Annotated in this window: 26 protein-coding genes; 10 read left to right on the top strand and 16 right to left on the bottom strand. The window is 72.5% G+C overall.

Features of this window, described 5'->3' with window-relative positions; genetic code table 11:
* Positions 1–59: 59 nt before the first annotated feature.
* Positions 60–833 (top strand): transglycosylase SLT domain-containing protein, encoded by a 774-nt coding sequence (locus ACIP5O_RS17530; protein ID WP_356546535.1) that lies wholly within the window; start codon positions 60–62, stop codon positions 831–833.
* A 69-nt stretch (positions 834–902) separates the two neighbouring features.
* On the opposite strand, the gene ACIP5O_RS17525 is transcribed toward ACIP5O_RS17530, so the two are convergent.
* Positions 903–3494 carry an FHA domain-containing protein gene (locus tag ACIP5O_RS17525; protein ID WP_401294130.1) on the bottom strand — a complete coding sequence of 864 codons (2592 nt, stop codon included), beginning with the start codon at positions 3492–3494 and terminating at the stop codon, positions 903–905.
* A gap of 208 nt (positions 3495–3702) precedes the next feature.
* Here ACIP5O_RS17525 and serB point away from each other — a divergent pair, with 208 nt between their 5' ends.
* Positions 3703–4932 (top strand): phosphoserine phosphatase SerB, encoded by a 1230-nt coding sequence (serB, locus tag ACIP5O_RS17520; protein ID WP_125658140.1) that lies wholly within the window; start codon positions 3703–3705, stop codon positions 4930–4932.
* An 87-nt stretch (positions 4933–5019) separates the two neighbouring features.
* Here serB and ACIP5O_RS17515 read toward each other — a convergent pair whose 3' ends face one another.
* The 4 genes from ACIP5O_RS17515 to ACIP5O_RS17500 form a co-directional block, all read right to left on the bottom strand.
* On the bottom strand, positions 5020–5538 hold the full coding sequence (locus ACIP5O_RS17515) for a histidine phosphatase family protein (protein WP_356546530.1): 519 nt from the start codon (positions 5536–5538) through the stop codon (positions 5020–5022).
* A 35-nt stretch (positions 5539–5573) separates the two neighbouring features.
* Positions 5574–5777: a hypothetical protein gene (locus ACIP5O_RS17510; RefSeq protein ID WP_401294125.1), complete on the bottom strand. Its 204-nt coding sequence runs from the start codon at positions 5775–5777 to the stop codon at positions 5574–5576.
* 164 nt (positions 5778–5941) lie between these two features.
* On the bottom strand, positions 5942–6058 hold the full coding sequence (locus tag ACIP5O_RS17505) for an SGM_5486 family transporter-associated protein (protein WP_260606496.1): 117 nt from the start codon (positions 6056–6058) through the stop codon (positions 5942–5944).
* 17 nt (positions 6059–6075) lie between these two features.
* Positions 6076–7452, bottom strand: coding sequence for a CynX/NimT family MFS transporter (locus tag ACIP5O_RS17500; protein WP_401294123.1), 1377 nt, complete (start codon positions 7450–7452; stop codon positions 6076–6078).
* A 64-nt stretch (positions 7453–7516) separates the two neighbouring features.
* Between ACIP5O_RS17500 and ACIP5O_RS17495 the strand changes: the two genes are divergently transcribed.
* Entirely contained in the window at positions 7517–8206 is a 690-nt protein-coding gene (locus tag ACIP5O_RS17495) for a FadR/GntR family transcriptional regulator (protein WP_401294121.1), read from the top strand.
* Here ACIP5O_RS17495 and ACIP5O_RS17490 read toward each other — a convergent pair.
* The 3 genes from ACIP5O_RS17490 to fabG all read right to left on the bottom strand — a co-directional run bounded on the left by ACIP5O_RS17490 (position 8195) and on the right by fabG (position 10303).
* Positions 8195–8602, bottom strand: a complete 408-nt coding sequence (locus ACIP5O_RS17490; RefSeq protein WP_401294118.1) for a hypothetical protein — start codon at positions 8600–8602, stop codon at positions 8195–8197. The genes ACIP5O_RS17495 and ACIP5O_RS17490 overlap by 12 nt on opposite strands.
* Positions 8603–8801: 199 nt before the next feature.
* Positions 8802–9578: an enoyl-ACP reductase FabI gene (gene fabI / locus ACIP5O_RS17485; RefSeq protein ID WP_125658155.1), complete on the bottom strand. Its 777-nt coding sequence runs from the start codon at positions 9576–9578 to the stop codon at positions 8802–8804.
* 5 nt (positions 9579–9583) lie between these two features.
* A complete protein-coding gene (fabG, locus tag ACIP5O_RS17480) occupies positions 9584–10303 on the bottom strand; it encodes a 3-oxoacyl-[acyl-carrier-protein] reductase (RefSeq protein ID WP_401294114.1) in 720 nt (239 codons plus the stop codon).
* Between the two features lie 445 nt (positions 10304–10748).
* Here fabG and ACIP5O_RS17475 point away from each other — a divergent pair, with 445 nt between their 5' ends.
* Genes ACIP5O_RS17475 through tyrS form a run of 3 tightly spaced genes read left to right on the top strand, consistent with a single transcriptional unit; the run spans position 10749 to position 14983 of the window.
* On the top strand, positions 10749–12272 hold the full coding sequence (locus ACIP5O_RS17475) for a TldD/PmbA family protein (protein ID WP_401294111.1): 1524 nt from the start codon (positions 10749–10751) through the stop codon (positions 12270–12272).
* Positions 12269–13660, top strand: coding sequence for a metallopeptidase TldD-related protein (locus ACIP5O_RS17470; protein WP_401294108.1), 1392 nt, complete (start codon positions 12269–12271; stop codon positions 13658–13660). Before ACIP5O_RS17475 ends, ACIP5O_RS17470 begins: the two co-directional genes overlap by 4 nt.
* Before the next feature lie 54 nt (positions 13661–13714).
* Positions 13715–14983 carry a tyrosine--tRNA ligase gene (gene tyrS, locus ACIP5O_RS17465; protein WP_401294105.1) on the top strand — a complete coding sequence of 423 codons (1269 nt, stop codon included), beginning with the start codon at positions 13715–13717 and terminating at the stop codon, positions 14981–14983.
* Between the two features lie 118 nt (positions 14984–15101).
* Here tyrS and ACIP5O_RS17460 read toward each other — a convergent pair whose 3' ends face one another.
* The gene (locus ACIP5O_RS17460; RefSeq protein ID WP_383442768.1) at positions 15102–15377 is read right to left on the bottom strand and encodes a GlsB/YeaQ/YmgE family stress response membrane protein; all 276 of its coding nucleotides are present in this window, start codon (positions 15375–15377) and stop codon (positions 15102–15104) included.
* Between the two features lie 169 nt (positions 15378–15546).
* On the opposite strand from ACIP5O_RS17460, the gene ACIP5O_RS17455 reads away from it, so the two are divergent.
* Both ACIP5O_RS17455 and ACIP5O_RS17450 read left to right on the top strand, forming a co-directional pair.
* Positions 15547–15924, top strand: coding sequence for a DUF3099 domain-containing protein (locus tag ACIP5O_RS17455; RefSeq protein ID WP_401294102.1), 378 nt, complete (start codon positions 15547–15549; stop codon positions 15922–15924).
* A 188-nt stretch (positions 15925–16112) separates the two neighbouring features.
* Positions 16113–16337 (top strand): hypothetical protein, encoded by a 225-nt coding sequence (locus ACIP5O_RS17450; RefSeq protein ID WP_401294099.1) that lies wholly within the window; start codon positions 16113–16115, stop codon positions 16335–16337.
* A 9-nt stretch (positions 16338–16346) separates the two neighbouring features.
* Here the strand turns inward: ACIP5O_RS17450 and moaA are convergent, their stop codons facing one another.
* The 3 genes from moaA to ACIP5O_RS17435 form a co-directional block, all read right to left on the bottom strand.
* Positions 16347–17336 carry a GTP 3',8-cyclase MoaA gene (gene moaA, locus ACIP5O_RS17445; RefSeq protein ID WP_356546505.1) on the bottom strand — a complete coding sequence of 330 codons (990 nt, stop codon included), beginning with the start codon at positions 17334–17336 and terminating at the stop codon, positions 16347–16349.
* 162 nt (positions 17337–17498) lie between these two features.
* The gene (locus tag ACIP5O_RS17440) at positions 17499–19124 is read right to left on the bottom strand and encodes a cation acetate symporter (RefSeq protein WP_401294095.1); all 1626 of its coding nucleotides are present in this window, start codon (positions 19122–19124) and stop codon (positions 17499–17501) included.
* Positions 19121–19495: a DUF485 domain-containing protein gene (locus ACIP5O_RS17435; protein ID WP_401294092.1), complete on the bottom strand. Its 375-nt coding sequence runs from the start codon at positions 19493–19495 to the stop codon at positions 19121–19123. Before ACIP5O_RS17435 ends, ACIP5O_RS17440 begins: the two co-directional genes overlap by 4 nt.
* 273 nt (positions 19496–19768) lie before the next feature.
* Here ACIP5O_RS17435 and ACIP5O_RS17430 point away from each other — a divergent pair, with 273 nt between their 5' ends.
* Together ACIP5O_RS17430 and ACIP5O_RS17425 are read left to right on the top strand one after the other, a co-directional pair.
* Entirely contained in the window at positions 19769–21304 is a 1536-nt protein-coding gene (locus tag ACIP5O_RS17430; RefSeq protein WP_401294089.1) for a S8 family peptidase, read from the top strand.
* 87 nt (positions 21305–21391) lie between these two features.
* The gene (locus tag ACIP5O_RS17425) at positions 21392–22708 is read left to right on the top strand and encodes a CoA transferase (RefSeq protein ID WP_401294086.1); all 1317 of its coding nucleotides are present in this window, start codon (positions 21392–21394) and stop codon (positions 22706–22708) included.
* 21 nt (positions 22709–22729) lie between these two features.
* Here the strand turns inward: ACIP5O_RS17425 and ACIP5O_RS17420 are convergent, their stop codons facing one another.
* The 4 genes from ACIP5O_RS17420 to ACIP5O_RS17405 all read right to left on the bottom strand — a co-directional run bounded on the left by ACIP5O_RS17420 (position 22730) and on the right by ACIP5O_RS17405 (position 26199).
* A complete protein-coding gene (locus ACIP5O_RS17420) occupies positions 22730–23773 on the bottom strand; it encodes a zinc-dependent alcohol dehydrogenase family protein (RefSeq protein ID WP_401294083.1) in 1044 nt (347 codons plus the stop codon).
* A gap of 18 nt (positions 23774–23791) precedes the next feature.
* Positions 23792–24457: a lysoplasmalogenase gene (locus tag ACIP5O_RS17415; RefSeq protein WP_401294080.1), complete on the bottom strand. Its 666-nt coding sequence runs from the start codon at positions 24455–24457 to the stop codon at positions 23792–23794.
* Complete coding sequence (locus ACIP5O_RS17410) at positions 24454–25347, bottom strand: sterol desaturase family protein (protein WP_401294077.1); 894 nt, start codon at positions 25345–25347, stop codon at positions 24454–24456. The genes ACIP5O_RS17415 and ACIP5O_RS17410 overlap by 4 nt, the downstream gene beginning before the upstream one ends.
* A gap of 111 nt (positions 25348–25458) precedes the next feature.
* Positions 25459–26199, bottom strand: a complete 741-nt coding sequence (locus tag ACIP5O_RS17405) for a VIT family protein (RefSeq protein ID WP_401294074.1) — start codon at positions 26197–26199, stop codon at positions 25459–25461.
* Positions 26200–26375: the final 176 nt, after the last annotated feature.

Raw genomic sequence — 26375 nt, 5'->3', positions numbered from 1 at the left:
TGAGGCGTGTGCCGCCCCCGGCCGGAGCGACCCCCAGCGATTCGAAGAGGTAGTCCTGCATGTCTGCGAACACCCCTGGCCACAGTCGTCGTGGTCTGAAGAAGACCCACAAGGCCACGATCGCCGGCGTCGCCGCTCTGGGCGCCGCGGCTCTCACGCTCTCCCTGGTTCCCGGTAACGGTTCCACCGAGACCGAGCCCCAGGCTCTCTCCACCAGCACGCACAAGGTCGCGTGGTCCTACGACGCGAGCAGCACCCAGGCCAAGGCGCTGGCCGCCAGCCTCAACGAGCAGCAGACCGCCCTCGGCCTGAAGGCTCAGCAGGAGGCCAAGGCGAAGGCGAACCTCGCCGCCCAGGCGAAGGCCGCCGCCGAGGCCAAGGCCGCGAAGGCCAAGGCCGTCGCCCAGGCCCAGGCGCAGGCCGCCGCCAAGGCGAAGGCCCAGGCCGCCGCCAAGAAGCGCGCCGCCGAGAAGGCCGCCGCCAACCGCTCCGTCACCCGCGCTCCGATCTTCGCGAACAACCTCGACGGCTGGATCCGCGAGGCGCTGTTCATCATGGACAAGCACGACATCCCGGGCACCTACGCGGGCATCCACCGCAACATCATGCGAGAGTCCAGCGGCAACCCCCGCGCCATCAACAACTGGGACATCAACGCCATCAACGGCATCCCCTCGAAGGGTCTGCTCCAGGTCATCCAGCCGACCTTCGAGCGGTACCACGTCAAGGGCACCAAGTTCGACCTGTACGACCCGGTCGCCAACATCGTCGCGGCCTGCAACTACGCCGCCGACCGTTACGGCTCGATGGACAACGTCAACAGCGCGTACTGATCGCGCGCCGGTACGCCGAAGGGCGGCACCCCGTGCGGGTGCCGCCCTCGGGCGTCGTCGTGCGGGTGCCTACTTGCGCATGACCTCGGGCTCGTGGCGGCGCAGCAGCCGCGCCACGACCACGCAGCAGACGACCGCCATCAGGAGCTGGACGCCGAGGTCCATGCCCCACTGGCCGGCCGTGTGCTCCCACAGCGGGTCGGTGTCCGTGGGGTTCTTCGGGTCCCACGGCGGCATGAGCCGGCCCAGGTCGAGGGTGGTGCCGGCGCCGGCGATGCCCCAGCGCGACGGCATCAGCCAGGCGAACTGCTCCAGGCCGGGCGAGCCGTACACCTGGAACAGGATGCCGGTGAAGACGACCTGGACGATCGCGAACATCACCAGGAGCGGCATGGTCTTCTCGGCGGTCTTCACGAGCGCGGAGATCACCAGGCCGAACATCATCGAGGTGAGGCCCAGGGCGATGACCTGGACGCACAGCTCGACGGCCGGCGGCATGAAGAGGCCCTCCTCGGGCAGCGCCCGGGTGGAGAAGCCGATGCCGCAGATGATGACGCCCTGGAAGGCCGTGATCAGGCCGAGGACGATGACCTTGGACATCAGGTACGCGGAGCGGGAGAGGCCGGTGGCGCGCTCCCGTTCGTAGATGACCCGTTCCTTGATCAGCTCGCGGACCGAGTTGGCGGCGCCGCTGAAGCACATGCCGACCGCGAGGATCAGCATGATCGTGCCCGCGTCGCCGTTGAAGCGGGACGGCGGGGTCGGCGAGCCGAGGCCGAAGTCGGCCGGGATGACGACCGAGACCGCGCCGAGGACGGCCGGCAGGATCACCATCAGGCCCAGGAAGCCCTTGTCGGACGCGATCACCGAGACGTAGCGGCGGATCAGCGTCCAGAGCTGGGAGCCCCAGCCCTGCGGCTTCGGCGGACGGGACATCGCCTGCTGCGGCACCTGGACGGGCTGGGCGGCGACGGCGTCGATGTCCGCGGCGTACATCTGGTAGTGCTGCGAGCCCTTCCAGCGGCCCGCCCAGTCGTAGTCGCGGTAGTTCTCGAAGGCGGAGAAGACGTCGGCCCAGGTGGAGTAGCCGAAGAAGTTCAGCGCCTCCTCCGGCGGGCCGAAGTACGCCACCGAGCCGCCGGGCGCCATCACGAGGAGCTTGTCGCACAGGCCCAGCTCGGCCACCGAGTGGGTGACGACGAGGACCGTGCGGCCGTCGTCCGCGAGGCCGCGCAGCAGCTGCATGACGTCGCGGTCCATGCCCGGGTCGAGGCCGGAGGTCGGCTCGTCCAGGAAGATCAGCGAGGGCTTGGTGAGGAGCTCCAGGGCGACGGAGACGCGCTTGCGCTGGCCACCGGAGAGGGAGGTGACCTTCTTCTCCTTGTGGATGTCGAGCTTGAGCTCGCGCAGCACCTCGTCGATGCGGGCCTCGCGCTCGGCGGTCGCGGTGTCGCCGGGGAAGCGGAGCTTGGCCGCGTAACGCAGCGCCTTCTGGACGGTCAGCTCCTTGTGCAGGATGTCGTCCTGCGGGACCAGGCCGATGCGCTGGCGCAGCTCGGCGAACTGCTTGTAGAGGCTGCGGTTGTCGTAGAGGACGTCGCCCTCGTTGGCCGGGCGGTAGCCGGTGAGCGCCTTGAGGAGCGTGGACTTGCCGGAGCCGGACGGGCCGATGACGCCGATCAGCGACTTCTCCGGGACGCCGAAGGTGACGTCCTTGAGGATCTGCTTGCCGCCGTCGACCGTGACCGTGAGGTGGCGGGCCGAGAAGGAGACCGAGCCGGTGTCGACGAACTCTTCCAGCTGGCCGCCGACGATGCGGAAGGTCGAGTGGCCGACGCCGACGATGTCCTGCGGGCCGAGGAGGGCCGTGCCGCCCTTGGGGATCGGCTGGCCGTTGACGTACGTGCCGTTGTGCGAGCCGAGGTCGCGGATCTCGAAGCGCCCGTCGGGCGTCGCGTGGAACTCGGCGTGGTTCCGCGAGACCTGGAGGTCGGAGACGACGAGTTCGTTCTCCAGGGCGCGGCCGATGCGCATGACGCGGCCGAGCGACAGCTCGTGGAACGTGGTGGGGCTGCGGTCGGAGTAGGCCGACGACGCCCCCGCGGCGCCGCCGGGGTGACCGTGCCCGGGCCCCTGCTGGTGCGGGACCTGCGGCTGCGCGGGCTGCTGCTGCCAGTTCGGCTGCTGCGGCGGGGCCTGGTGCGGCGGCTGGTGCTGCGGTGCCCGGTGCGGCGGCGCCTGGTGCGTGACCCACTCGGCCTGCTCCGCGGCCTGGTGCGCCGGAACGGACTGGGCCACCGGCGGCTGCTGTACGGGCTGCTGCTGCGCGGGCTGCTGGGGCTGGTGCCCGGCCTGGGCCCCGGCGGCGAGATTCAGCCGCGGGCCGTCGTTCGCGTTGCCCAGGTGGACGGCCGAGCCGGGGCCGATCTCCATCTGGTGGATCCGCTGCCCCCGGACGAACGTGCCGTTCGTGGAGCCGTGGTCCTCGATGACCCAGCTCCGGCCGCCCCAGCTGATCGTGGCGTGCCGCCACGAGACCCTGGCGTCGTCGATGACCAGGTCCCCCTGCGGGTCCCGGCCCACGGTGTACGACCTGGACGGATCGAGGGTCCAGGTCCTTCCATTCAATTCCAGTACGAGTTCTGGCACTCCATGCCCCACTACTTGTCCCCCGATGTACCCCCGTCGCGGGGAGTCCAGGGATGGCGAACATCCGGGGGGAACTATTTCAGGCCCGGTCCCCTCTCCGAAAGTCGGGGCGCGGGCGGGGCGCGGACGGAACGCCGGAGGGCCGCCCGGGTGTCCGGGTGTCCGGTACGCGGGACGGGAGGTCGGGGGGCGCGCGGTGCCCGATACGGTGGGAAGCACCATGAGCGCATCGCAGACCTCAGACGTTTCCCCCGCTGACGTTCCCACCCTTCTCGTCAAGATCTTCGGGAAGGACCGTCCCGGGATCACCGCGGGACTCTTCGACACCCTCGCCGCCTACTCGGTCGACGTCGTGGACATCGAGCAGGTCGTCTCGCGCGGCCGCCTCGTCCTGTGCGCGCTCGTCACCGAACCGACCGTCGCGTCGCAGGGCGAGCTCCGGGCGACCGTGCACAGCTGGGCCGAGTCGCTGAAGCTCCAGGCCGAGATCATCTCCGGCACGGGCGACAACCGCCCCCGGGGCGAGGGGCGCTCGCACGTCACCGTGCTCGGCAACCCCCTCACGGCGGAGCAGACGGCGGCCATAGCGGCCAGGATCGCGGAGGCCGGCGGCAACATCGACCGGGTCTTCCGCCTCGCGAAGTACCCGGTGACGGCGGTCGAGTTCGCGGTCTCGGGCTGTGAGACCGAGCCGCTGCGGACCGCGCTCGCCGTCGAGGCGCACACCATCGGGGTCGACGTGGCCGTGGTCTCCGCCGGTCTGCACCGGCGCGCCCAGCGGCTCGTCGTCATGGACGTGGACTCGACCCTGATCCAGGACGAGGTGATCGAGCTCTTCGCGGCGCACGCGGGCTGCGAGGACAAGGTCGCCGAGGTGACGGAGGCCGCGATGCGCGGCGAGCTGGACTTCGAGCAGTCCCTGCACGCGCGGGTGGCGCTGCTCGCCGGCCTCGACGCCTCGGTGGTGGACAAGGTGCGCACCGAGGTGCGGCTGACGCCCGGGGCCCGGACCCTGATCCGTACGCTCAAGCGGCTCGGCTACCAGGTGGGGGTGGTCTCCGGCGGGTTCACCCAGGTCACCGACGATCTGAAGGAGCGCCTGGGGCTGGACTTCGCCTCGGCCAACACCCTGGAGATCGTGGACGGGAAGCTCACCGGGCGGGTCACCGGGGAGATCGTGGACCGGGCGGGCAAGGCGCGGCTGCTGCGCCGGTTCGCCGCGGAGGCGGGGGTGCCGCTGGCGCAGACGGTGGCGATCGGCGACGGGGCCAACGACCTGGACATGCTGAACGCGGCCGGGCTCGGGGTGGCGTTCAACGCCAAGCCGGTGGTGCGCAGGGCCGCCGACACGGCGGTGAACGTGCCGTTCCTGGACACCGTGCTCTATCTGCTCGGGATCACGCGCGAGGAGGTCGAGGCCGCGGACGGCGGCGAGGACCTGCTGCACTGAGCCGGGGGCGCGTCCTCACGGCGAGGAGGGCCCGGTCGTCCTGGGGACGGCCGGGCCCTCGTGCGTACGGGAGTGGGGCGGCCCTCGTCAGTCGTGCGGGGTCCAGAAGTCGACGAGGGTGCCGACGCCGTGCTCGACCGACTTCCAGGAGCCGTCGAAGGTGAGGACGGCGAAGGCGGAGGTCGGGAAGCCGCTGCGGTTCATGCGGGCCGCGGCGTCGCCCTCGACCCGGCCCGCGAGGGCGTCGGCCAGGGCGTGCATGCCGGGGTTGTGACCGATGACCAGGAGGTCGGAGACCTCGTCCGGGACGTCGTTGAGCAGGGCGATGAGCTCGCCGAGCGAGGCCTCGTACAGCCGGTCCTCGTACACGGTCCTGGGGCGCTCCGGCAGTTCCTGCACGGCGAGCTTCCAGGTCTCGCGGGTTCTGACGGCGGTCGAGCAGAGGGCCAGGTCGAAGCCGATGCCGGTCTCGGCGAGCCTGCGGCCCGCGACGGGGGCGTCCGAGCGGCCTCGTTCGGCGAGGGGCCGCTCGTGGTCGGACACCTGGGGCCAGTCTGCCTTCGCGTGCCGGAGCACCACGATCCTGCGGGGTGTATCGACGCTCATGGTCCACAGCTTCGCACGAAACGGGCCGCTCCGACTCAGAGAGGGAGTGTTTGCCGGACCTGCTCCAGGAGCCGTCCGACCGCCGGGTCTCCCCCGGTCGCGCGGGCCTCTCCCGGGCGGGTCATGAGCAGCAGGAGGGCGACGAACGCGGCCGCCGGGAGGGCGAGGGCCCACCAGGACAGCCGGGTGTCGACGCCGGTCGCCGTGGTGCTGGTGCCGCTGCGCGTACGGACCGACATGGCCGCCTCCGTGGATGGGTCTCCGCTTTCGCCGTCGTCCTCCAACGTACGGAGCGCGGGGGCGGCGGCCCATCCGGTGATCCACCCACTCGACCCTGAGACCCGCCCCCTAGGGGATGCGGGGGTTACCCCCCTGGCGGAGGGTCACAGGCCGGCGGGGGGACTCACGGGGCGGCGATGGAGGCGATGATTCCGATGACGACGGTGATGGCGATCATCGCGCCGAACACGGCGAGCAGCTTCTTCTGGCCGTTCGGCGGATGGGGTTCGAGGACGGGCATGGGAACAGTCTCGCACCTCAGCATTCGTCCTCGACCGTCCGGTCCCTGCCCGCCAGGATTCCGACGATCATCTGAGGCACCATCAGGCCGCCCATGAGGGCGATGGGCAGTCCCCAGCCGCCGCTGTGCTGGTAGAGCACGCCGACGAGGAGGGGGCCGGGGATCGAGATGAGGTAGCCGACGCTCTGGGCGAAGGCGGAGAGGCGGACGACGCCGGTGCCGGTGCGCGAGCGCATGCCGATCATGGTGAGGGCGAGCGGGAAGGCGCAGTTGGAGACGCCGAGCAGCACCGCCCAGACCCAGGCTCCGGCGGCCGGGGCGAGGAAGAGGCCGGTGTAGCCGCCGAGGCCGCACAGGGCGAGGGCGACGACGATCGGGCCCTGGGTCTTCATGCGGGTGGCGAGCCGGGGGATGACGAAGGCGAGCGGGACGCCCATGACCATGGTGACGGCGAGGAGCACGCCCGCGGTGGAGGCGGGGACGCCGGCGTCGCGGAAGATCTGCGGCATCCAGCCCATGGTGATGTAGGCGCCGGTGGCCTGGAGGCCGAAGAAGGCGCCGAGGGCCCAGGCGGTGCGGCTGCGGGTGACGCGGGGCGCGGCCTGGAGCGGGGCTTCGGCGGGGGTCGCGGCCCCCGCCTCCGTACGGGAGGTGCGGGGGCCGTTGGAGACGCCGTCCCGGTCGCGCAGGAGCGGGAGCCAGGGCAGGACGGCGAGGGCGGCGAGGGCCGCCCAGACGCCGAGGCCGAGGCGCCAGTCCCCGCCGAGGGCGTCGGTCAGGGGGACGGTCGCGGCGGCGGCGACGGAGGTGCCGAGGGCGAGCGCCATGGAGTAGAGGCCGGTCATGGTGCCGACGCGGTCGGGGAAGTACCGCTTGACGATGACGGGCATCAGGACGTTGCTGACGGCGATGCCCATGAGGGCGAGGGCGCTGGCGGCGAGGAAGGCCGCGGTGCCGCCGGCGAGGGGCCGCAGGACGAGTCCGGTGAAGATCGCGGCCATGCCCGCGCAGACGACGGCGGCGGGGCCGAAGCGGCGGGCGAGGCGCGGGGCGGTGATGCCGAAGACCGCGAAGCAGAGCGGCGGCACGGAGGTGAGGACGCCGGCGACGGTGCCGCTCATGTGGAGGCCTTCGCTGACCTCTTCGAGGAGGGCGCCGAGGCTGGTGATGGCGGGGCGCAGGTTGAGCGCGGCCAGGACGAGTCCGACGGTGACCGGGACGAGGAGCCGGCGGGCCGGAAGGGTCCGGGCGGCCTGGGACGCCGGGGACGCCTGGGCAACCGGGGACGCCTGGGGCGTCGTACCGGCGGGGCGGGCGCGGTCCGGTGCGGGAGAATCCCCGGCGGTGGCGGCCGGTCGGGCGGCGGGGTCGAGGGTCTTCGGCTCGTCAGGCATGAGGCCATCATAGAATCATGGGATGATTGGTTGTCCAATCTCGAACGAATGGGAAGGTGACTCCATGGCCCTCGGCCATCCCCGGCGCGCAGGTCTCTCCGACCAGGTGATCGCCGAGCTGCGGAACCAGATCACCTCCGGCGAGTGGCCGGTGGGCTCGCGCATCCCGACCGAGCCCGAGCTGGTCGAGCAGCTGGGCGTGGCCCGCAACACGGTGCGCGAGGCGGTCCGCGCGCTCGCGCACAACGGGCTGCTCGACATCCGGCAGGGTTCCGGCACGTACGTGGCCGCCACCAGCGAGCTGGCGGGCGTCATGCACCGGCGTTTCGCGGGCTCCGACCCCCGGCACGTCGCCGAGCTGCGCTCGACCCTGGAGTCCGCCGCCGCGCGGTTCGCGGCGGAGCGGCGCACGGAGCGGGACCTCAAGCAGCTCGACGCCCTGCTCGTACGGCGCGAGGAGGCGTGGGGGACGGGGGACGCGGAGCGGTTCGTGACCGCCGACGCGGCCTTCCACCACGCGGTCGTCGCCGCCTCGGGCAACGAGGTCCTCACGGAGCTGTACGCGGACCTGGGCGATCTGCTGCGGCAGTGGCTGCGGGACGACGTGGGGCGGGAGCTGCGGCCGGAGAACCACATGGACCACGCGCGCCTGGTGGACGCGATCCGGGAGGGCGACGCGGAGCGGGCGGGCACGGAGGCGGCCGGCTACCCGTTCATGTGCCTGCGGAGCGCCGTACCGGATTCACGGTCCTGAGGAGCCCGGCGCCGGCGCCGGATCCGGGTCCGCCGGCTGGTGCGTGATCCAGGCGGACCGGACCTCCTTCCAGCAGCGGCCGGTGAGCTGGGCGTAGTCGGCGGGGCCGACGTCCACGGGGGCGCTGTCGGTGTCGACGTCCCACCACTGCTCGCACTCGACGTGGAGGCGGACCCGGTCGGTGCGCGGGTACGGGTTCTGGCAGTGGGCGGTGACGCGGGAGCCCTCGACGTCGGTACGGCAGGAGGCGCCGAAGTTCTCCGGTTCCTCCGCGGCCGGGGCGGGGTGCTCTCCGGCCGGGGCGGGTGCCGCGCGCACCTCGGCGGCGAGGGCGACCCCGGTCAGCAGCACGGCGACCGAGGCGAACGCCCCGAATCCGTGACGTATCGCGCGCATGCCCGTACCTCCTCCCCGTCAGCAGCAGACCTTCACGCTCTGCACCAGTCTGGGGTCATTCGGGCTACTTTTCGAGTCGAGTGTTCGATTCCGGCGTTCGGGTCGAGCGGGCGGGAGGGCCGGGGCCGGGAAACGGCGAGGGCCGTGCGCACCGCCCCGAGGGGCGGGCACACGGCCCTTCTCGTCCGTACGGGAGGCGTCAGGCGCCGATCGCGTGCAGACCGCCGTCGACGTGGACGATCTCGCCCGTCGTCTTCGGGAACCAGTCGGAGAGCAGCGCGACGACGCCGCGGCCGGCCGGCTCCGGGTCGGTGAGGTCCCACTCCAGCGGGGAGCGGCTGTCCCAGACGGAGGCCAGCTCGCCGAAGCCCGGGATGGACTTGGCGGCCATGGAGCCGAGCGGGCCCGCCGAGACCAGGTTGCAGCGGATGTTCTGCTTGCCCAGGTCACGGGCGATGTAGCGGCTGGTGGCCTCCAGGGCGGCCTTGGCCGGGCCCATCCAGTCGTACTGCGGCCAGGCGAACTTCGCGTCGAAGGTGAGGCCGACGACGGAGCCGCCCTCGCTCATCAGCGGCAGCAGCGCCATCGTCAGGGACTTCAGGGAGAAGGCCGAGACGTGCATGGCGGTGGCGACGGACTCGAACGGCGTGTTGAGGAAGTTGCCGCCGAGCGCGTCCTGCGGGGCGAAGCCGATCGAGTGCACGACGCCGTCGAGGCGGTCGCCGAGGTGCTCGCGGACCTGGCCCTCCAGGCGCGCGAGGTGCTCGTCGTTGGAGACGTCGAGCTCCAGGACCTTGACGTTCTCGGGCCGGGGCAGCTTCTTGGCGATGCGCTCGGTCAGCGTCGGCCGGGGCCAGGCGGTGAGGATGATCTCCGCGCCCTGCTCCTGGGCCAGCTTCGCGGTGTGGAAGGCGATGGAGGACTCCATCAGCACACCGGTGATGAGGATGCGCTTGCCCTCGAGGATTCCACTCATGGTGATCAGTGACCCATGCCCAATCCGCCGTCAACCGGGATGACGGCTCCAGTGATGTACGCGGCGTCGTCGGAGGCGAGGAACCGCACCGCGGCGGCGATCTCCTCGGGCCGCGCGTAGCGGCCCAGCGGCACCTGCGACACGATGCCCGCGCGCTGCTCGTCGGTGAGCACCGCGGTCATGTCGGTGTCGACGAAGCCGGGGGCGACGACGTTGAAGGTGATGTTGCGGGAGCCCAGCTCACGCGCGAGGGAGCGGGCGAAGCCGACCAGACCGGCCTTGGAGGCCGCGTAGTTGGCCTGACCCGCGGAGCCGAGGAGGCCGACGACCGAGGAGATCAGGACGACGCGGCCCTTCTTGGCGCGCAGCATCCCGCGGTTGGCCCGCTTGACGACCCGGAAGGTGCCGGTCAGGTTGGTGTCGACGACGGAGGTGAAGTCCTCCTCGGACATGCGCATGAGGAGCTGGTCCTTCGTCACGCCGGCGTTGGCCACGAGGACCTCCACCGGACCGTGCTTCTCCTCGATCTCCTTGTACGCCTGCTCCACCTGCTCACCGTCGGTGATGTCGCACTTCACGGCCAGGCAGCCCAGCTCGGCCAGGGCGGCCGGCGGCTCGCCGGAGCGGTACGTGAACGCGACCTTGTCGCCGGCCTCGGCGAACGCGCGGGCGATGGCGAGGCCGATGCCCCGGTTTCCTCCGGTGACGAGAACCGAGCGGCTCAACGGATCACCCTTTCGATAGCGGTCTGGTAGCCGAAAACCTATCTGCATCGCTCCCGACATGAGGAATCGACCTCCGACAGTGGCGTACGGGCCGCACTGTCGGGTCCCTACAGCTCAGGGATGCCGGAGGGGGGCCGTCCGGCGACCCGCGACCGGGCCCGCGCGGGGTGGGGTCCGGGGGTGCGAGAGGTGTGGTCCGGGGCGGGGGACCCCGCCTTCCGGCCACCGGGCCGCCGGCCGGGGAGCGCGGCCCGGTGCGCGGCCGGGCCGCCCGGCGGGCACCGGAGCGCCTTGTGCCGTTGCCCCAATGCCCGCCGCGCGGTGGCCGGTTGGATGCGGTTCCGCCGAGGGCGCACGGCAATGCGCCACCCCGACCGCCCCTCCCGTGATTGACTTCCCGGGCAGTTCCGTGACCGTCTTCCGATCACCGAGAGCGAGGCCGCTCGTGGTCCATCAGATCGACCCTTCGTTCGTCGCGCTGCCCCTCCGGGCACTCGCCGACGCGGCGCTCGCCCGAGCGCGCGCGCTGGGTGCCGAGCACGCCGACTTCCGCCTGGAGCGGGTGCGCAGCGCCTCGTGGCGCCTGCGCGACGCCAAACCGTCCGGTTCCTCCGACACCACGGACCTCGGTTACGCGGTGCGGGTGGTGCACGGCGGGGCCTGGGGGTTCGCCTCCGGGGTCGACCTGACCATGGACGGGGCGGCCCGGGTCGCCTCGCAGGCGGTCGCCATGGCCAAGCTGTCGGCGAAGGTGATCGCGGCGGCCGGCTCCGAGGAGCGCGTGGAGCTGGCGGCGGAGCCGGTGCACGAGGACAAGGTGTGGATCTCCTCGTACGAGATCGACCCCTTCTCCGTGCCCTCCGAGGAGAAGAGCGCCCTGCTCGCCGACTGGAGCGCGCGGCTGCTGCGCGCGGAGGGCGTGGCGCACGTGGACGCGTCGCTGCTCACCATCCACGAGAACAAGTTCTACGCGGACACGGCCGGGACCGTGACCACCCAGCAGCGCGTGCGGCTGCACCCGCAGCTCACGGCGGTGGCCGTGGACGGGACGACCGGCGAGTTCGACTCGATGCGGACGATCGCGCCGCCGGTCGGACGCGGCTGGGAGTACCTGACCGGCACGGGCTGGGACTGGGACAAGGAGCTGGACGAGATCCCGGCGCTGCTCGCCGAGAAGATGCGGGCGCCGAGCGTCGAGGCGGGACGGTACGACCTGGTCGTGGACCCGTCGAACCTGTGGCTGACCATCCACGAGTCGATCGGGCACGCCACCGAGCTGGACCGGGCCCTGGGCTACGAGGCGGCCTACGCGGGCACCTCCTTCGCCACCTTCGAGCAGCTGAACAAGCTGACGTACGGCTCCTCGATCATGAACGTGACGGGCGACCGGACCGCCGAGCACGGGCTCGCGACCATCGGCTACGACGACGAGGGCGTCGAGGCGCAGTCCTGGGACCTGGTGAAGGACGGCACGCTCGTCGGCTACCAGCTCGACCGGCGGATCGCGAAGCTCACCGGCCTCGGCCGGTCGAACGGCTGCGCCTTCGCGGACTCCCCCGGGCACGTGCCGGTGCAGCGGATGGCGAACGTCTCCCTCCGGCCGGACCCGGGCGGCCTGGCGACGGAGGACCTGATCGGGGGCGTGGAGCGGGGCATCTACGTGGTCGGCGACCGGTCCTGGTCGATCGACATGCAGCGGTACAACTTCCAGTTCACCGGGCAGCGCTTCTTCCGCATCGAGAACGGGCGGCTCGCCGGGCAGCTGCGGGACGTCGCGTACCAGGCGACGACCACGGACTTCTGGGGCTCGATGGAGCAGGTCGGCGGCCCGCAGACGTACGTCCTCGGCGGCGCCTTCAACTGCGGCAAGGCCCAGCCGGGCCAGGTCGCCGCCGTCTCCCACGGCTGCCCCTCCGCCCTCTTCCGGGGCGTCAACATTCTGAACACGACGCAGGAGGCCGGACGATGAGCCGCGTCAGCAAGCCGTACGAGATCGTCGAGCGGGCCCTGGAGCTGTCGCGGGCCGACGGATGCGTCGTCATCGCGGACGAGGAGTCCTCGGCCAATCTGCGCTGGGCCGGGAACGCGCTCACGACGAACGGCGTGACCCGGGGCCGCACGCTCACGGTGATCGCGACCGTCGACGGCGCGCAGGGAACCGCCTCCGGCGTCGTCTCCCGGTCCGCCGTGACCGTCGACGACCTGGAGCCCCTGGTGCGGGCCGCCGAGGCCGCCGCCCGATCCGCCGGGCCCGCCGAGGACGCGCAGCCGCTGGTGGAGGGCGTGCCCGCCTCCCCCGACTTCACGGACGCCCCGGCGGAGACCTCCTCCGCCGTCTTCGGGGACTTCGCGCCCGCCCTCGGCGAGGCCTTCGCCCGGGCCCGGGCCGGCGGCCGCGAGCTGTACGGCTTCGCGAACCACGAGCTGACCTCCACCTACCTGGGCACGTCGACGGGGCTGCGGCTCCGCCACGACCAGCCGAACGGGACCCTGGAGCTGAACGCCAAGTCCCCCGACCGCACGCGCTCGGCCTGGGCCGGGCGGGCGACGCGGGACTTCAAGGACGTCGACCCGGCGGCGCTGGACGCCGACCTCGCGGTCCGGCTCGGCTGGGCGGAGCGGCGGATCGAGCTGCCCGCCGGACGGTACGAGACGCTGCTGCCGCCGACCGCCGTGGCCGACCTGCTGATCTACCAGCAGTGGAACGCCGCGGCCCGGGACGCGGTGGAGGGCCGTACGGTCTTCTCCAAGCCCGGCGGTGGCACCCGGCTCGGCGAGACGCTCGCGCAGCTCCCGCTGACGCTGCGCAGCGACCCGAACGAGCCGGGCCTGGAGTCCGCGCCGTTCGTGATCGCGCACTCCTCCGGCGACGACTCGTCCGTCTTCGACAACGGCCTGCCGGTGGCGCCCGTCGACTGGGTGCGGGACGGGAAGCTGGAGCGGCTCGTCACCACCCGGCACTCGGCGGGTCTTACTCGGTTGCCCGTGGCCACCGGAGCGGGGAACCTGATCCTGGACGGCGGCGGGGAGCGCTCCCTGGAGGAGATGGTGGCCTCCACCGAGCGCGGTCTGCTGCTGACCTGCCTCTGGTACATCCGCGAGGTCGACCCGGCGACGCTGCTGCTCACCGGGCTGACCCGGGACGGCGTCTACCTCGTCGAGAACGGCGAGGTGGTCGGCGAGGTGAACAACTTCCGGTTCAACGAGTCGCCGGTGGACCTGCTGTCGCGGGCCTCCGAGGCGGGCCGTACGGAGAAGACGCTGCCGCGCGAGTGGAGCGACTGGTTCACCCGGGCCGCGATGCCCGCCCTGCGGGTGCCGGACTTCAACATGAGCTCGGTCAGCAAGGGGGTCTGACCCACCTAGACTGGGCCCCGGCACCACCCCGATCAATCAAGGAGACGGACGACCGTGACGGACATCGTCGACGAGCTGAAGTGGCGCGGGCTCTTCGCCCAGTCCACCGATGAGGACGCACTGCGCAAGGCTCTCGCGGACGGTCCCGTCACGTTCTATTGCGGTTTCGACCCGACCGCGGCCAGTCTCCACGTCGGTCACCTGGTCCAGGTCCTCACCGTCCGCCGGCTCCAGCGGGCCGGGCACCGGCCGCTGGCGCTGGTCGGCGGGGCCACCGGGCAGATCGGCGACCCGCGGCCGACGGCCGAGCGCACCCTGAACGACCCCGAGACGGTCGCGAACTGGGTGAACCGGCTGCGGACCCAGATCGAGCCGTTCCTCTCCTTCGAGGGGGAGAACGCCGCGGTCATGGTGAACAACCTGGACTGGACCGCCGGCCTCTCGGCGATCGAGTTCCTGCGGGACATCGGCAAGCACTTCCGGGTCAACAAGATGCTGACCAAGGACTCCGTGGCCCGGCGCCTGGAGTCCGAGCAGGGCATCAGCTACACCGAGTTCAGCTACCAGCTCCTCCAGGGCATGGACTTCCTGGAGCTGTACCGCCGCTACGGCTGCACGCTCCAGCAGGGCGGCTCGGACCAGTGGGGCAACCTGGTGGCCGGGCTCGACCTGATCCACCGCCTGGAGCCGGGGGCCGAGGTCCACGCGCTCGCGACCCCGCTGATGGTCAAGGCGGACGGCACCAAGTTCGGCAAGACCGAGGGCGGGGCCGTCTGGCTGGACCCGGAGATGACCACGCCGTACGCGTTCTACCAGTTCTGGCTGAACGTGGACGACCGCGACATCTCCACGTACCTGCGGATCCTCTCCTTCCGCTCCCGCGAGGAGCTGGAGGAGCTGGAGGCGCAGACCGCCGAGCGGCCACAGGCCCGGGCGGCCCAGCGGGCGCTGGCCGAGGAGCTGACCACGCTGGTGCACGGCGCCGAGCAGTGCGCGGCCGTCATCGCCGCGTCCAAGGCGCTGTTCGGCCAGGGCGACCTGGCCGAGCTGGACGGCGCGACGCTCGCCGCGGCCCTGTCCGAGCTGCCGCACGCGCGCGTGTCGGACCTTGGGCAGGTCGTGGACCTGTTCGCCGAGGTCGGTCTGGTGGCGAGCAAGTCGGCGGCGCGCCGCACGGTGAAGGAGGGCGGGGCGTACGTGAACAACGCGAAGGTCACCGCCGAGGACGCCGAGGTGTCGGCGGACGACCTGCTGCACGGGCGCTGGCTGGTGCTGCGGCGCGGCAAGAAGAACCTGGCGGCGATCGAGTTCACCGGCGCCTGACGGATCCGCCCCGGCGGGCCGGGTCCGGCGGGTCCGCCCGTACGCACACGACCGGGAGGCCCGGTACGGCACACCGCGTGCCGTACCGGGCCTCCCGGTCTTTCGGGCGTCCGCAGGCTCAGGCCCGCCGCCTGTTGCCCTTCATCGAGGCCCAGAGCATGTCGCCCAGGCCGACGACGACGACCGCGCCGATCAGCTGGAGCAGATGGCGGATCCAGTCGATGCCCTTGGTGTCGTTCACCCCGATCCAGGTCGCGACCGCGTTTCCGAGGACGCTGCCGAGGATGCCGAACACCACCGTCAGCCAGAGCGGGATCTGCTGCTTGCCCGGCAGGATCGCCTTCGCGATCAGACCGAGGACGAGACCCACGATGATCGCCCACAACCAACCCATTGTCGCCTCCTTGTACGCATGTGGGCCCAGTCTCGGCCTTCCCGTCATGCGTCGCATGTCGGACAGCGCCATACGTGCCCCGGTCTCGTCCGCGCCGGAGGGCGGGCGTACGGTGGAAAGAGGTCCGGACCGGGGTGGGTCCGGCGCGAACGGCGGGTGGTGAGCGGTGATGCCGAAGCGTGGCGGAACCGAGGTCTTCCGGATCACGGGGGCCCGGCAGGGGCTCGCCGAGGACGTCCGGGGGCGGCAGCGGAGGTACGTCATCTCGATGACGGTCCGGACGCTCTCCGTGATCGCCGCCGCGGTGCTGTGGAACGTCGAGCGGCACGTGGCGGTCGTGGCGCTCGCCCTCGGCATCCTCCTGCCCTACGTCGCCGTGGTGATCGCCAACGCGGGGCGCGAGTCGGCCCCGTCCCTTCCCTCCACGTTCGTACCGCCTCCGGTGCGGCCCGCGCTCGACGCGGAGGAGTCGACGGCAGGTCCGGCGGCCCCGGAGGCGGACTCGGGGGCGGACTCGGGGGCGGACCGCTCGTACGGCCGGAACTGATCACCGAGCGTGGCCGGAAACCTCAAGAAAAGCTCAGATCAATCATGAAGTTCCAGTGCACCGCACCCCATGTGCCGTGACATACTGCCTACGCGCTCCGCATCCCCCGTCGGAGCGACGGACCGATGCCGGGCAGCTCCCCCCGTGGCTGCCCGGCATCGCCCTTGCTGGACAATGATCGGGTGATCATGGGTCCAGTGAGCGAAGAGAAGCCGATCTGTTCCGCCAAGGGCTGCCGCGCCGACGCCGTCTGGGTGCTCGCGTGGAACAACCCCAAGCTGCACGCGCCGGAGCGGCGCAAGACCTGGCTCGCGTGCGAGGAGCACCGCGAACACCTCTCGCAGTTCCTGGGCGTACGGGGCTTCCTCAAGGACGTCGTGCCGCTGGCCGACTGGGAGTCGGCCGCCCCGTAGAGCGGGCCGTCAGCCTCCGATCGCCGACATCGGGCGGTCGGGCTGGAGGAAGCTCGGGTCGTCGAGGCCGGAGCCGGCCTTCTTGCCCCACATGGCCTTCTTCCAGATCTCCGCGACCTCGGCGTCCCCCGCGTCCGAGCGGAGCGCGGCCCGCAGGTCGGTCTCCTCGGTGGCGAAGAGGCAGGTGCGGACCTGTCCGTCGGCGGTGAGCCGGGTGCGGTCGCAGGCCCGGCAGAACGGGCGGGTGACGGAGGCGATGACGCCGACCGTGTGCGGTCCGCCGTCGACGACCCAGCGCTCGGCGGGGGCGGAGCCGCGCTCCTCGGCGCCCTCCGGGGTCAGGGTGAAGCGGGTGCGCAGGGACTCCAGGATGTCCCCTGCGGTGATCATGCCGTCGCGCTTCCAGCCGTGCTGGGCGTCGAGCGGCATCTGCTCGATGAAGCGGAGCTCGTACCCCTCCTCGATCGCCCAGGCCAGCAGGTCGGGGGCCTCGTCGTCGTTGAGCCCGGGCATCAGGACGGCGTTGACCTTGACCGGGACGAGGCCGGCGTCGCGGGCGGCGGCCATGCCGTCGAGGACGTCCCGGTGCCGGTCGCGGCGGGTGAGGGTCTTGAAGACGTCGGGGCGCAGGGTGTCGAGGGAGACGTTGACTCGGTCCAGGCCGGCGGCCTTCAGCGCGGTCGCGGTGCGCTTGAGTCCGATGCCGTTGGTGGTGAGGGACATCCGGGGGCGGGGCTCCAGGGCCGCGCAGCGCTCGACGATCCCGACGAGGCCGGGGCGGAGCAGGGGCTCGCCGCCGGTGAAGCGGACCTCGGTGACGCCGAGGTCGGTGACGGCGATGCGGATGAGGCGGACGATCTCGTCGTCCGTCAGGAGGTCCGGCTTGGCGAGCCACTGGAGGCCCTCTTCCGGCATGCAGTAGGTGCAGCGCAGGTTGCACCGGTCCGTGAGCGAGACGCGCAGGTCGGTGGCGACCCGGCCGAAGGTGTCGATGAGCACGGTGGGCCCCCTCCCCGTCTGTGATCGGTTCGTTTCGATCGCCTGTTCCGAGCCTACGCGAGCGGTCCGACATCGAGCAGGGCAGATTGTCACGAGGACGGACGCGGCCGCGTCGTAGAACTCTACGACGCGGCCGTCCGCCGGGGGCGGAACGTGTGCGGGTCAGTGCGCTCCGACACCGGTGAGGGACTTGACCTCCAGCTCCGCGTACTTGCCCTTGTCCGGCTCCTCCTTGGAGAGGACCGAGCCGAGCCAGCCGAGCAGGAAGCCGAGCGGGATGGAGACGAGCCCGGGGTTCTCCAGCGGGAACCAGTAGAAGTCGACGCCCTTGAACATCGAGGTCGGCTTGCCGGAGACGACCGGCGAGAACAGCACCAGGACGACGGCGGAGACCAGACCGCCGTAGATCGACCACAGGGCGCCCCGCGTGGTGAACCGCTTCCAGAAGAGGGAGTACAGGATCGTCGGCAGGTTGGCGGAGGCAGCGACCGCGAAGGCGAGGGCGACCAGGCCGGCGACGTTGAGGTCGCGGGCGAGGGCGCCGAGCGCGATGGAGACGACGCCGATGAGGACGGTCGCCCAGCGGGCGGCCCGCACCTCCTCCTTCTCGGTGGCCTTTCCGCGCCGGATGACGTTGGCGTAGATGTCGTGCGCGAAGGACGACGAGGAGGCCAGGGTCAGGCCGGCGACGACGGCGAGGATGGTCGCGAAGGCGACGGCCGAGATGACGGCGAGGAGGATCGCCCCGCCGGTGGAGCCGGCTCCGCCGCCGATCTCCAGGGCCGCGAGCGGGGCCGCGGTGTTGCCGGCCTTGTTGGAGGCGACGATGTCGGCGTTCTTGAGCAGGGCGGCGGCGCCGAAGCCGAGGACGATCGTCATCAGGTAGAAGGCGCCGATGATGCCGATGGCCCAGTTGACCGACTTCCGGGCGGCCTTGGCGCTCGGGACCGTGTAGAAGCGGATCAGGATGTGGGGCAGTCCTGCCGTGCCCAGGACGAGCGCGATGCCGAGCGAGAGGAAGTCCAGCTTCGAGGTCGCGGTGGCGCCGTACTTGAGACCGGGCTCCAGGAACGCCTGGCCCTTGCCGCTGTTGGTGGCGGCCGCGCCGAGCAGCTCCGACAGGTTGAAGTGGAACTTCAGCAGGATGAGGAAGGTGATCAGGAGCGTGCCCGCGATGAGGAGCACGGCCTTGACCATCTGCACCCAGGTGGTGCCCTTCATGCCGCCGATGGTCACGTACACGATCATCAGGACGCCGACGAGGGCGACGATCGCGACCTTGCCGCCGTCGCTGGTGATGCCGAGGAGCAGTGAGACGAGGACGCCGGCCCCGGCCATCTGCGCGAGCAGGTAGAAGATCGAGACGACGATGGTGGAGGTGCCGGCGGCGGTGCGGACCGGGCGCTGGCGCATCCGGTAGGCGAGGACGTCGCCCATGGTGAAGCGGCCGGAGTTGCGCAGCGGTTCGGCGACCAGGAGGAGGGCGACGAGCCAGGCGACGAGGAAGCCGATCGAGTAGAGGAAGCCGTCGTAGCCGAAGAGGGCGATGGCGCCGGCGATGCCGAGGAAGGACGCGGCGGACATGTAGTCGCCGGAGATCGCCAGGCCGTTCTGGAAGCCGGTGAACTGGCGTCCGCCGGCGTAGAAGTCGGCGGCGCTGCGGGTCTGCCGGCCGGCCCACACGGTGATGACGAGGGTGGCGATCACGAAGGCGCCGAACAGGGCGATGATCAGGGGCCGGTGCTCGCTGGTGGCGTTGCCCGCCGCGAGCAGGACGGGGGTGCTCATGCGTCGCCCTCCATACGGGACTTGATGGCCTCGGCCTTGGGGTCGAGCCGGTTCGCCGCGTGCCGCGAGTAGAGCCAGGCGATGAGGAAGGTGGTGAGGAACTGGCCGAGGCCCAGGACCAGCGCCACGTTGACGTTGCCGAAGACCCTGGTCCCCATGAAGCCGCCCGCGTAGTTGGAGAGCAGCACGTACAGCAGGTACCAGGCGATGAAGGCGAGGGTGAGGGGGAAGGCGAACGAGCGGTGGGCGCGGCGCAGTTCGCCGAACTCCCCGCTCTCCTGCACCTCGACGAACTGCTCCGTGGTGGGTGACGCGGGACCCCGATCGGTCTCCGTGCCGTTTCGGGCTGGCGGCGGTGCTTCGGTAGCCACGGACTCTCCTCGTGACGCGCGGGCGGACGGCTGGGTCGCAGGGGGTCTCACCGGGTGTGCGGGAGCCGGGGCGCCGGGTGGAGCCCTCCCCTGCACAACGGCACGGAGGAGGAAGCGAAGCGGTTCACCCCGAGGATTTTCTCGGGCAGATCTTCATGAAGTCTTCTCAACTCATTGATGGGACGGGAAGATCAGCGATAGCTTCACTCGTCATGCACCTGCCCGTGCGCAAACCCGCGCGCGAGCAGTACATACGGATGATGTGGAGAACCCATGGCTCATCTGGGATCGAGGCGCGGCCGAGCTCTCGCTCTGCCGGTCGGCCTCGCGCTCACGGCCTCGCTCGGCTTCCTTCCCTCCGGCGCCTCGGCCGCGGAGCTGAGCGACGCTCCGGCCGCCGCCGTGGCGACGGACGGGCCGAAGCTGTCGTACGTCGTGAACGTCGACGGGGGCCGTTCGACCGCCAAGTCGGTGAAGAAGGCGATAGCCGCCGCCGGCGGCACGGTCGTCGTCTCGTACGACCAGATAGGCGTGGTCGTCGTCCACTCGCAGAACCCGGACTTCGCGAAGCAGGTCCGCAAGGCGCGCGGCGTGGTGTCGGCCGGCGCGACCCGTACCGCCCCGCTCTCCGTGCAGACCGACGACTCGATCGGCGGCGGCACGCAGGTCCTGACCGAGGCCGAGGCCAAGGCCGCCGCGGCCCGCGCGACGGACGAGCAGGACGCGCTCGAGCCCCTGCAGTGGGACCTCCCGGCGATCAAGGCCGACAAGGCGCACCAGCGGACGCTCGGCAGCAAGCGCGTGACCGTCGGCGTTATCGACACGGGCGTGGACGACACCCACCCGGACCTGGCGCCGAACTTCAGCGCCGCGAAGTCCGCCAACTGCGTGTCCGGCAAGGCCGACACCACCGCCGGCTCGTGGCGGCCGAACCCGGGCGAGAGCGACCACGGCACGCACGTCGCCGGTACGATCGCCGCCGCCAAGAACGGGATCGGCGTCACCGGTGTCGCGCCGGGCGTGAAGCTCGCCGGCATCAAGGTGTCCACCCCGGACGGCTTCTTCTACACGGAGGCCGTGGTCTGCGGCTTCGTGTGGGCGGCCGAGCACGGCATCGACATCACGAACAACAGCTACTACACCGACCCGTGGATGTTCGCGTGCAAGAACGACGCGGACCAGAAGGCCCTCATCGAGGCCGTCACCCGCGCCACCCGCTACGCGGAGCGCAGGGGCACGGTCAACGTGGCGGCGGCCGGCAACTCCGCGTTCGACCTGGCGGCCGACTCGATCGTCGACGACAGCAGCCCGAACGACTCCACGCCGGGCGGCCGGACCATCGACCCGAAGAAGTGCCTGGACTACCCGGCGATGCTCCCGGGCGTCGTCACGGTCTCCGCGACCGGCGCCAAGGACCTGAAGGCGTCGTACTCCAACTACGGCCTCGGCGTGATCGACATCGCCGCGCCCGGCGGCGACCGCACCGCGTACCAGACGCCGGACGCCCCGGCGGTGAACGGCCTGATCCTGTCGACCACGGTCAACGGCGGCTACAACTACAAGGGCGGCACGTCGATGGCCTCGCCGCACGCGGCGGGCGTCCTGGCGCTCATCAAGTCGACGCACCCGCACGCGGGCCCGGCGGCGCTGAAGGCCCTGCTGTACGCGCAGGCCGACCGGCACGCCTGCACCGACCCGTACGACATCGACGCCGACGGCAAGGTCGACGCGGTCTGCGAGGGCGGCAAGAACAAGAACGGCTTCTACGGGGCCGGGATCGTCGACGCGCTCGACGCGGTCCGCTGGTAACCAGCGATTCTCGGGGCCCCGGCGCGGTGTGCCGCACCGGGGCCCTTTCGCGTGGCGCCGGGGGCCGCGCGGAGGATCATGAGGCCCATGGACCACACGGTGCGCACGGGTACGGAGTTGTTGTGGGCGGCCCTCGGCGGTGATCCCGCCCTGGTCGACCGGGTGGCGTTCACGGGGCCCTCGGGGCTGTTGCCGGCCCGGCTGCCGGTGATGGACCTGGCGCGGGCCTCGGTCGCCGCGGCGGGGCTCGCGGCGGTCGAGCGGGCGGGGCTCCCGGGGCCCGTGCGGGTGGACGACGGGGCCGTGGCCACCGCCTTCACGAGCGAGCGGCACCTGCGGGTCGACGGGCGGGCGCCGGTGAGCTTCGCGCCGCTCTCCCGGTTCTGGCGGGCGGCGGACGGCCGGGTCCGCACCCACGCGAACTATCCGCACCACCGGGCGGCGCTGCTCGCCGCCCTCGGCGTGCCGTCCGGGACGCCGGAGGACGGGGCGGTGGAGGCCGTGGCGGCGGCGATCGGGGAGCGGAGTGCCGTCGAGGTCGAGACGGCGGTGTACGGGGCCGGGGGCCTGGCGGTCGCCCTGCGCACGCCCGGGGAGTGGGCGGCGCACCCGCAGGGCCGGGAGGTGGCGGCGCGGCCGCTGCTGACCCGGGAGCGGCTCGACGGGGCGCCGCCCCGGCCGCGTTCGGGGCCGCCGCGGGTCCTGGACCTGACCCGGGTGCTCGCGGGGCCGGTGGCGACCCGGACGCTCGCGCTGCTCGGCGCGGACGTGCTGCGGATCGACCCGCCGGGCAATCCGGAGCTGCCGGACCAGCACGCGGACACGAACGTGGGGAAGCGGACGTCCTTCCTCGACCTGGAGCGGCCGTCGGACCGGCGCACCTTCGACGGACTCCTCGACGCGGCCGACGTGTTGGTGACCGGCTACCGGCCGGGCGCGCTCGACCGCTTCGACCTCCACCGCCCGGGGCTCGTCACGGCCCGGGTCTCGGCCTGGGGCGACTACGGGCCGTGGGGCGGTCGGCGCGGCTTCGACTCCCTGGTGCAGGCGGCGACCGGGATCGCCGTCGTGGAGGGCTCCGCGGAGGAGCCGGGGGTGCTGCCCGCGCAGGCCCTGGACCACGCCACGGGCTATCTGCTCGCGGCGGCGGTCCTGCGGTCGCTGACCGAGCGGGACCGGGACGGCGGCACCCGGCTGGTCCGGCTCGCCCTCGCGCAGACGGGCCACTGGCTGACGCACGCGCTGCCCGCGTACGAGCCCGGGCGGCACCTCGCCGAGTCGGAGGGCCCGCTCGGGCGGCTGCGGCACGCGCTGTCGCCGGTCGCGTACGAGGGCGGCCCGGCGGGCTGGACGCGGCCGCCGGGGCTGCCGGGCGGGGACGCGCCGGTGTGGGCGGGTCCCTGATCCGCCGTCCGCCGGTGAGTCCTACGGCTTGACGAGGACCTTGAGGGCGGTGCGCTCGTCCATCGCCCGGTAGCCGCCGGGGACGCCGTCGAGGCCGACGGTCAGGTCGAAGACCGGGGACGGGTCGATCGTGCCGTCGAGGACGTCCGGGAGGAGCTCCGGGATGTACGCGCGCACGGGGGCGACGCCGCCGCGCAGCGCGATGTTCCGGTCGAACATGACGGACAGGTCGAGGCCGGTGCCGCTGCCGTGCGGGACGCCGACGTAGCCGATGGACCCGCCGTCGCGGGCGACGGCGACGGCGGTGCGCATGGACTGCTCGGTGCCGACGGCCTCGATGACGCCGTGCGCGCCCTGGCCGCCGGTGAGTTCGCGGACGGCGGCCTCGGCGGCCTCCCCGCGCTCGGCGACGACGTCGGTGGCGCCGAAGGCGCGGGCGATGTCGGTGCGGGCGGTGTGCCGGCCGAGCGCGATGATCCGCTCGGCGCCGAGCCGCTTGGCGGCGAGGACGCCGCAGAGGCCGACGGCCCCGTCGCCGACGACGGCGACGGTGGAGCCGGGCCGCACGCCGGCGCCGAGGGCGGCGTGGTGGCCGGTGCCCAGGACGTCGGAGAGGGCGAGCAGCGCGGTCAGGAGCCGGTCGTCGGAGGCCGCCTCGGCGGGCAGCTTGACGAGGGTGCCGTCGGCGAACGGGACGCGGACGGCCTCGCCCTGGCCGCCGTCGGAGCCGACGGAGCCCCAGAAGCCGCCGCTCGGGCAGGAGGTCTGGAGGCCTTCGGAGCAGTACGCGCAGGTGCCGTCGGACCAGACGAAGGGGGCGACGACGAGGTCGCCCTTCCGGAAGCCGCGGACCCCGGGCCCCGCCTCCTCGACGACGCCGAGGAACTCGTGGCCGATGCGCTGGCCCGGCTGCCGGGCGGACTCGCCGCGGTAGGCCCACAGGTCGCTGCCGCAGATGCAGGCGCGCAGGACCCGCAGGACGACGTCCGTGGGGTCCTGGACCACCGGGTCGGGCACGTCCTCCACGCGCATGTCGAACGGGGCGTGGATGGTGGTGGCGCGCATGGCGGTCGGTCCTCGCTGTCAGACGTTTGTACGACTTTCACCGTACATCGCCCGCAGGGCTCCGGTCGTCAGCAGGTACTGCGCCGCGGTGTAGGTCAGCATGACCCAGAAGTCGGGCGCGGGCGGCCGGGGCCACGCGGCGACGCCGGTGGCGATGAGGGTGTCGGACAGCAGGAAGAGGGCGCCGCCGAGACCGGCGAGGAGCCCGAGGGAACCGGCCCGGTAGGCCATGGCGGTGAGCAGCAGCGCGTACCCGGCGACCGGGATCCGCAGCTCGGCGGGGAGGTCGGGCCACAGGAGCACGACGGTGCCGGCGAGGGCGGCCGCGTACAGGGCGCCGAGCGCCGGGGACGTGCGCCGGCGGCCGAAGAGTGCCAGGTAGCAGACGTGTCCGACGGCGAAGGAGCCCATGCCGAGGAGGAAGGCCGGGTCCGCGTCGGAGAGCAGGAGGACGTCGCCGCCCCAGCCGAACAGGAGCGCGGCGACCAGGAGCTTGGGAGCGCCCCGGCTCACGGCGTACGCGGCGAGCAGGGGCATCAGGAGCGGCTTGGCGATCCGGTGGCCGGGCTCCGCGCCGGCGAGCAGGGAGACCAGGTCGACGGCGGTCGCGAGCCCGAAGGCGGCGAGCAGCGCGCGGGAGACGGGGGCGGCGCGCACGGCGGACGGCGCGGTGGGGGCGCTCACGCGGCGGGCTCGGTTCCGACGGGGCCGGTCGTGGCGGGACCGGTCCCCGGCGCCGGGGGCGGTCCGGGCTGCCAGCCGGGCCCGCGGAAGACCCGCCCGGCCCGCTCGCGCCAGCCGTTCGCGGCCCGCAGGTCGCGGGCGATGGCGGCGTACTCGTGGGTGGCGACCCGGAGCGGGTTGTAGGTCTCGATGTTCTTGGTGAGGCCGTAGACGGGCCGCTCGGTCTCGCCGACCCAGGAGCCGAACACCCGGTCCCAGACGATGAGGACGCCGCCGAAGTTCCGGTCCAGGTAGCCGCCCTGGGAGGCGTGGTGGACGCGGTGGTGGGAGGGGGTGTTGAAGAGGTACTCGAAGGGGCGCGGCAGCCTGTCGACGCGCTCGGTGTGGATCCAGAACTGGTAGACCAGGTTGACCGAGGAGCAGAAGGCCACGGCCGCCGGGTGCACGCCGAGGGCGATCATCGGCAGGTAGAACGGCCAGGAGGTCGCGCCGGTCCACGGCTGGCGCAGGGCGGTGGTGAGGTTGAACCTGCGGCTGCTGTGGTGGACGACGTGGCAGGCCCACAGGAGGCGGACGACGTGGTGTCCGCGGTGCTGCCAGTAGTAGAGGAAGTCCTGGGCGAGCAGCATCAGCGGGACCGTCCACCACAGGACGGGCACGCGGAGCGGGGTCAGCTCGTACACGGCGGTGTAGATCGCCACCACGGGGATCTTCCACAGCGCGTCGAAGGCCAGGCTCCCCAGGCCCATGCCGAGGCTGGTGGCGGCGTCCTCGGCCTCGTACCCGGCGGCGTCCTCGTCGGGGTGGATCCGGTAGCTGACCATCTCCAGGACGGTGAGCAGGACGAACGCCGGTATGGACCAGAGCACGACATCGGGCGGGTTCGGCATGCCGTCGACGGTAGGGGCGGGGGCCGGGGCGCGACTAGACGCCGTTACCGACAAGTATGCGAGACGGGTTGTCAGCGGGCTTTGGAACCTTCCGACAAGACAAGGGCGTCCTCAGACCCCCGCCGCTCCGAGCAGCGACCCCGCCCCGTACGTCACCGCCATCGCCAGGGCCCCGCCCGCGACGTTGCGGAGGACCGCGCGGCCGGCGGGGGCGGCGCCGAGGCGGGCGCTGGACCAGCCGGTGAGGGCGAGGGCCGCGAGGACCGAGAGGACGGTGATCCAGAGGCGGGCGGCGGGCGGGGGCAGGACGATCGCGAGGAGCGGGAGCAGGGCCCCGGCGGTGAAGGCGAGGAAGCTGGCGCCGGCCGCGTGCCAGGGGTTGGTGAGGGCGTCCGGGTCGATGCCCAGCTCCACGCGCGCGTGGGCGCGCAGGGCGTCGCGGGCCGTGAGCTGTTCGGCGGCCTCGCGGGCGACGTCCGGGGAGAGGCCCCGGGCGGCCAGGAGGGCGGCGAGTTCGTCGAGCTCGGCCGCGGGCCGTTCGCGCAGTTCGCGCCGCTCCTGGGCGAGCGCGGCCTTCTCGGAGTCGCGCTGGGTGGAGACCGAGACGTACTCCCCCGCCGCCATCGACATCGAGCCGGCGAGGAGCCCGGAGAGACCGGCCGTGAGCAGCGCGGACCCGGATTCCGTGGCCCCGGCGACGCCGACCACGAGGCCCGCCGTGGAGACGACGCCGTCGTTGGCGCCGAGGACCGCGGCCCGGAGCCAGTTGAGGCGGGAGCCGAGGCCGCCGCCGTGGGCCTCGTCGTGCGCGGCGGGCGCGGAGGACGCGGGAGGCGCGGGGGGTTCGGTCACGTGAGGAGGGTCGCACCCGGCGGGGCACCGCCCCCGGAACGACCCGCCCGGAGCCGGGGGACGGGGCGGGCCCCGGTCCCGGGCGAGCTCCGGCCCCGAGTGAGCCCCGGCCCGGTGGCTCCCGGCCCCGGACGGCTCCCGGGCCCGAGCGGGCCCGGCCCCGGCAGCGCCTCCCG

Source organism: Streptomyces sp. NPDC088915 (assembly GCF_044749825.1).
GTDB lineage: Bacteria > Actinomycetota > Actinomycetes > Streptomycetales > Streptomycetaceae > Streptomyces.
This window is presented reverse-complemented; position numbering and strand designations above follow the sequence as displayed.

What these genes read in the sequence shown, in the direction of transcription:
- ACIP5O_RS17470 (WP_401294108.1), top strand. Translation starts at nt 12,269, where the DNA reads ATGAGCCGCGTCAGCAAGCCGTACGAGATCGTCGAGCGGGCCCTGGAG.
- ACIP5O_RS17495 (WP_401294121.1), top strand. Translation starts at nt 7,517, where the DNA reads ATGGCCCTCGGCCATCCCCGGCGCGCAGGTCTCTCCGACCAGGTGATC.
- ACIP5O_RS17505 (WP_260606496.1), bottom strand. Translation starts at nt 6,058, where the DNA reads ATGCCCGTCCTCGAACCCCATCCGCCGAACGGCCAGAAGAAGCTGCTC.
- ACIP5O_RS17515 (WP_356546530.1), bottom strand. Translation starts at nt 5,538, where the DNA reads ATGAGCGTCGATACACCCCGCAGGATCGTGGTGCTCCGGCACGCGAAG.
- ACIP5O_RS17490 (WP_401294118.1), bottom strand. Translation starts at nt 8,602, where the DNA reads ATGCGCGCGATACGTCACGGATTCGGGGCGTTCGCCTCGGTCGCCGTG.
- ACIP5O_RS17425 (WP_401294086.1), top strand. Translation starts at nt 21,392, where the DNA reads ATGGACCACACGGTGCGCACGGGTACGGAGTTGTTGTGGGCGGCCCTC.
- ACIP5O_RS17440 (WP_401294095.1), bottom strand. Translation starts at nt 19,124, where the DNA reads ATGAGCACCCCCGTCCTGCTCGCGGCGGGCAACGCCACCAGCGAGCAC.
- ACIP5O_RS17530 (WP_356546535.1), top strand. Translation starts at nt 60, where the DNA reads ATGTCTGCGAACACCCCTGGCCACAGTCGTCGTGGTCTGAAGAAGACC.
- ACIP5O_RS17430 (WP_401294089.1), top strand. Translation starts at nt 19,769, where the DNA reads ATGGCTCATCTGGGATCGAGGCGCGGCCGAGCTCTCGCTCTGCCGGTC.
- ACIP5O_RS17450 (WP_401294099.1), top strand. Translation starts at nt 16,113, where the DNA reads ATGGGTCCAGTGAGCGAAGAGAAGCCGATCTGTTCCGCCAAGGGCTGC.
- ACIP5O_RS17510 (WP_401294125.1), bottom strand. Translation starts at nt 5,777, where the DNA reads ATGTCGGTCCGTACGCGCAGCGGCACCAGCACCACGGCGACCGGCGTC.
- ACIP5O_RS17500 (WP_401294123.1), bottom strand. Translation starts at nt 7,452, where the DNA reads ATGCCTGACGAGCCGAAGACCCTCGACCCCGCCGCCCGACCGGCCGCC.
- serB (WP_125658140.1), top strand. Translation starts at nt 3,703, where the DNA reads ATGAGCGCATCGCAGACCTCAGACGTTTCCCCCGCTGACGTTCCCACC.
- fabI (WP_125658155.1), bottom strand. Translation starts at nt 9,578, where the DNA reads ATGAGTGGAATCCTCGAGGGCAAGCGCATCCTCATCACCGGTGTGCTG.
- ACIP5O_RS17420 (WP_401294083.1), bottom strand. Translation starts at nt 23,773, where the DNA reads ATGCGCGCCACCACCATCCACGCCCCGTTCGACATGCGCGTGGAGGAC.
- ACIP5O_RS17410 (WP_401294077.1), bottom strand. Translation starts at nt 25,347, where the DNA reads ATGCCGAACCCGCCCGATGTCGTGCTCTGGTCCATACCGGCGTTCGTC.
- ACIP5O_RS17460 (WP_383442768.1), bottom strand. Translation starts at nt 15,377, where the DNA reads ATGGGTTGGTTGTGGGCGATCATCGTGGGTCTCGTCCTCGGTCTGATC.
- ACIP5O_RS17455 (WP_401294102.1), top strand. Translation starts at nt 15,547, where the DNA reads ATGCCGAAGCGTGGCGGAACCGAGGTCTTCCGGATCACGGGGGCCCGG.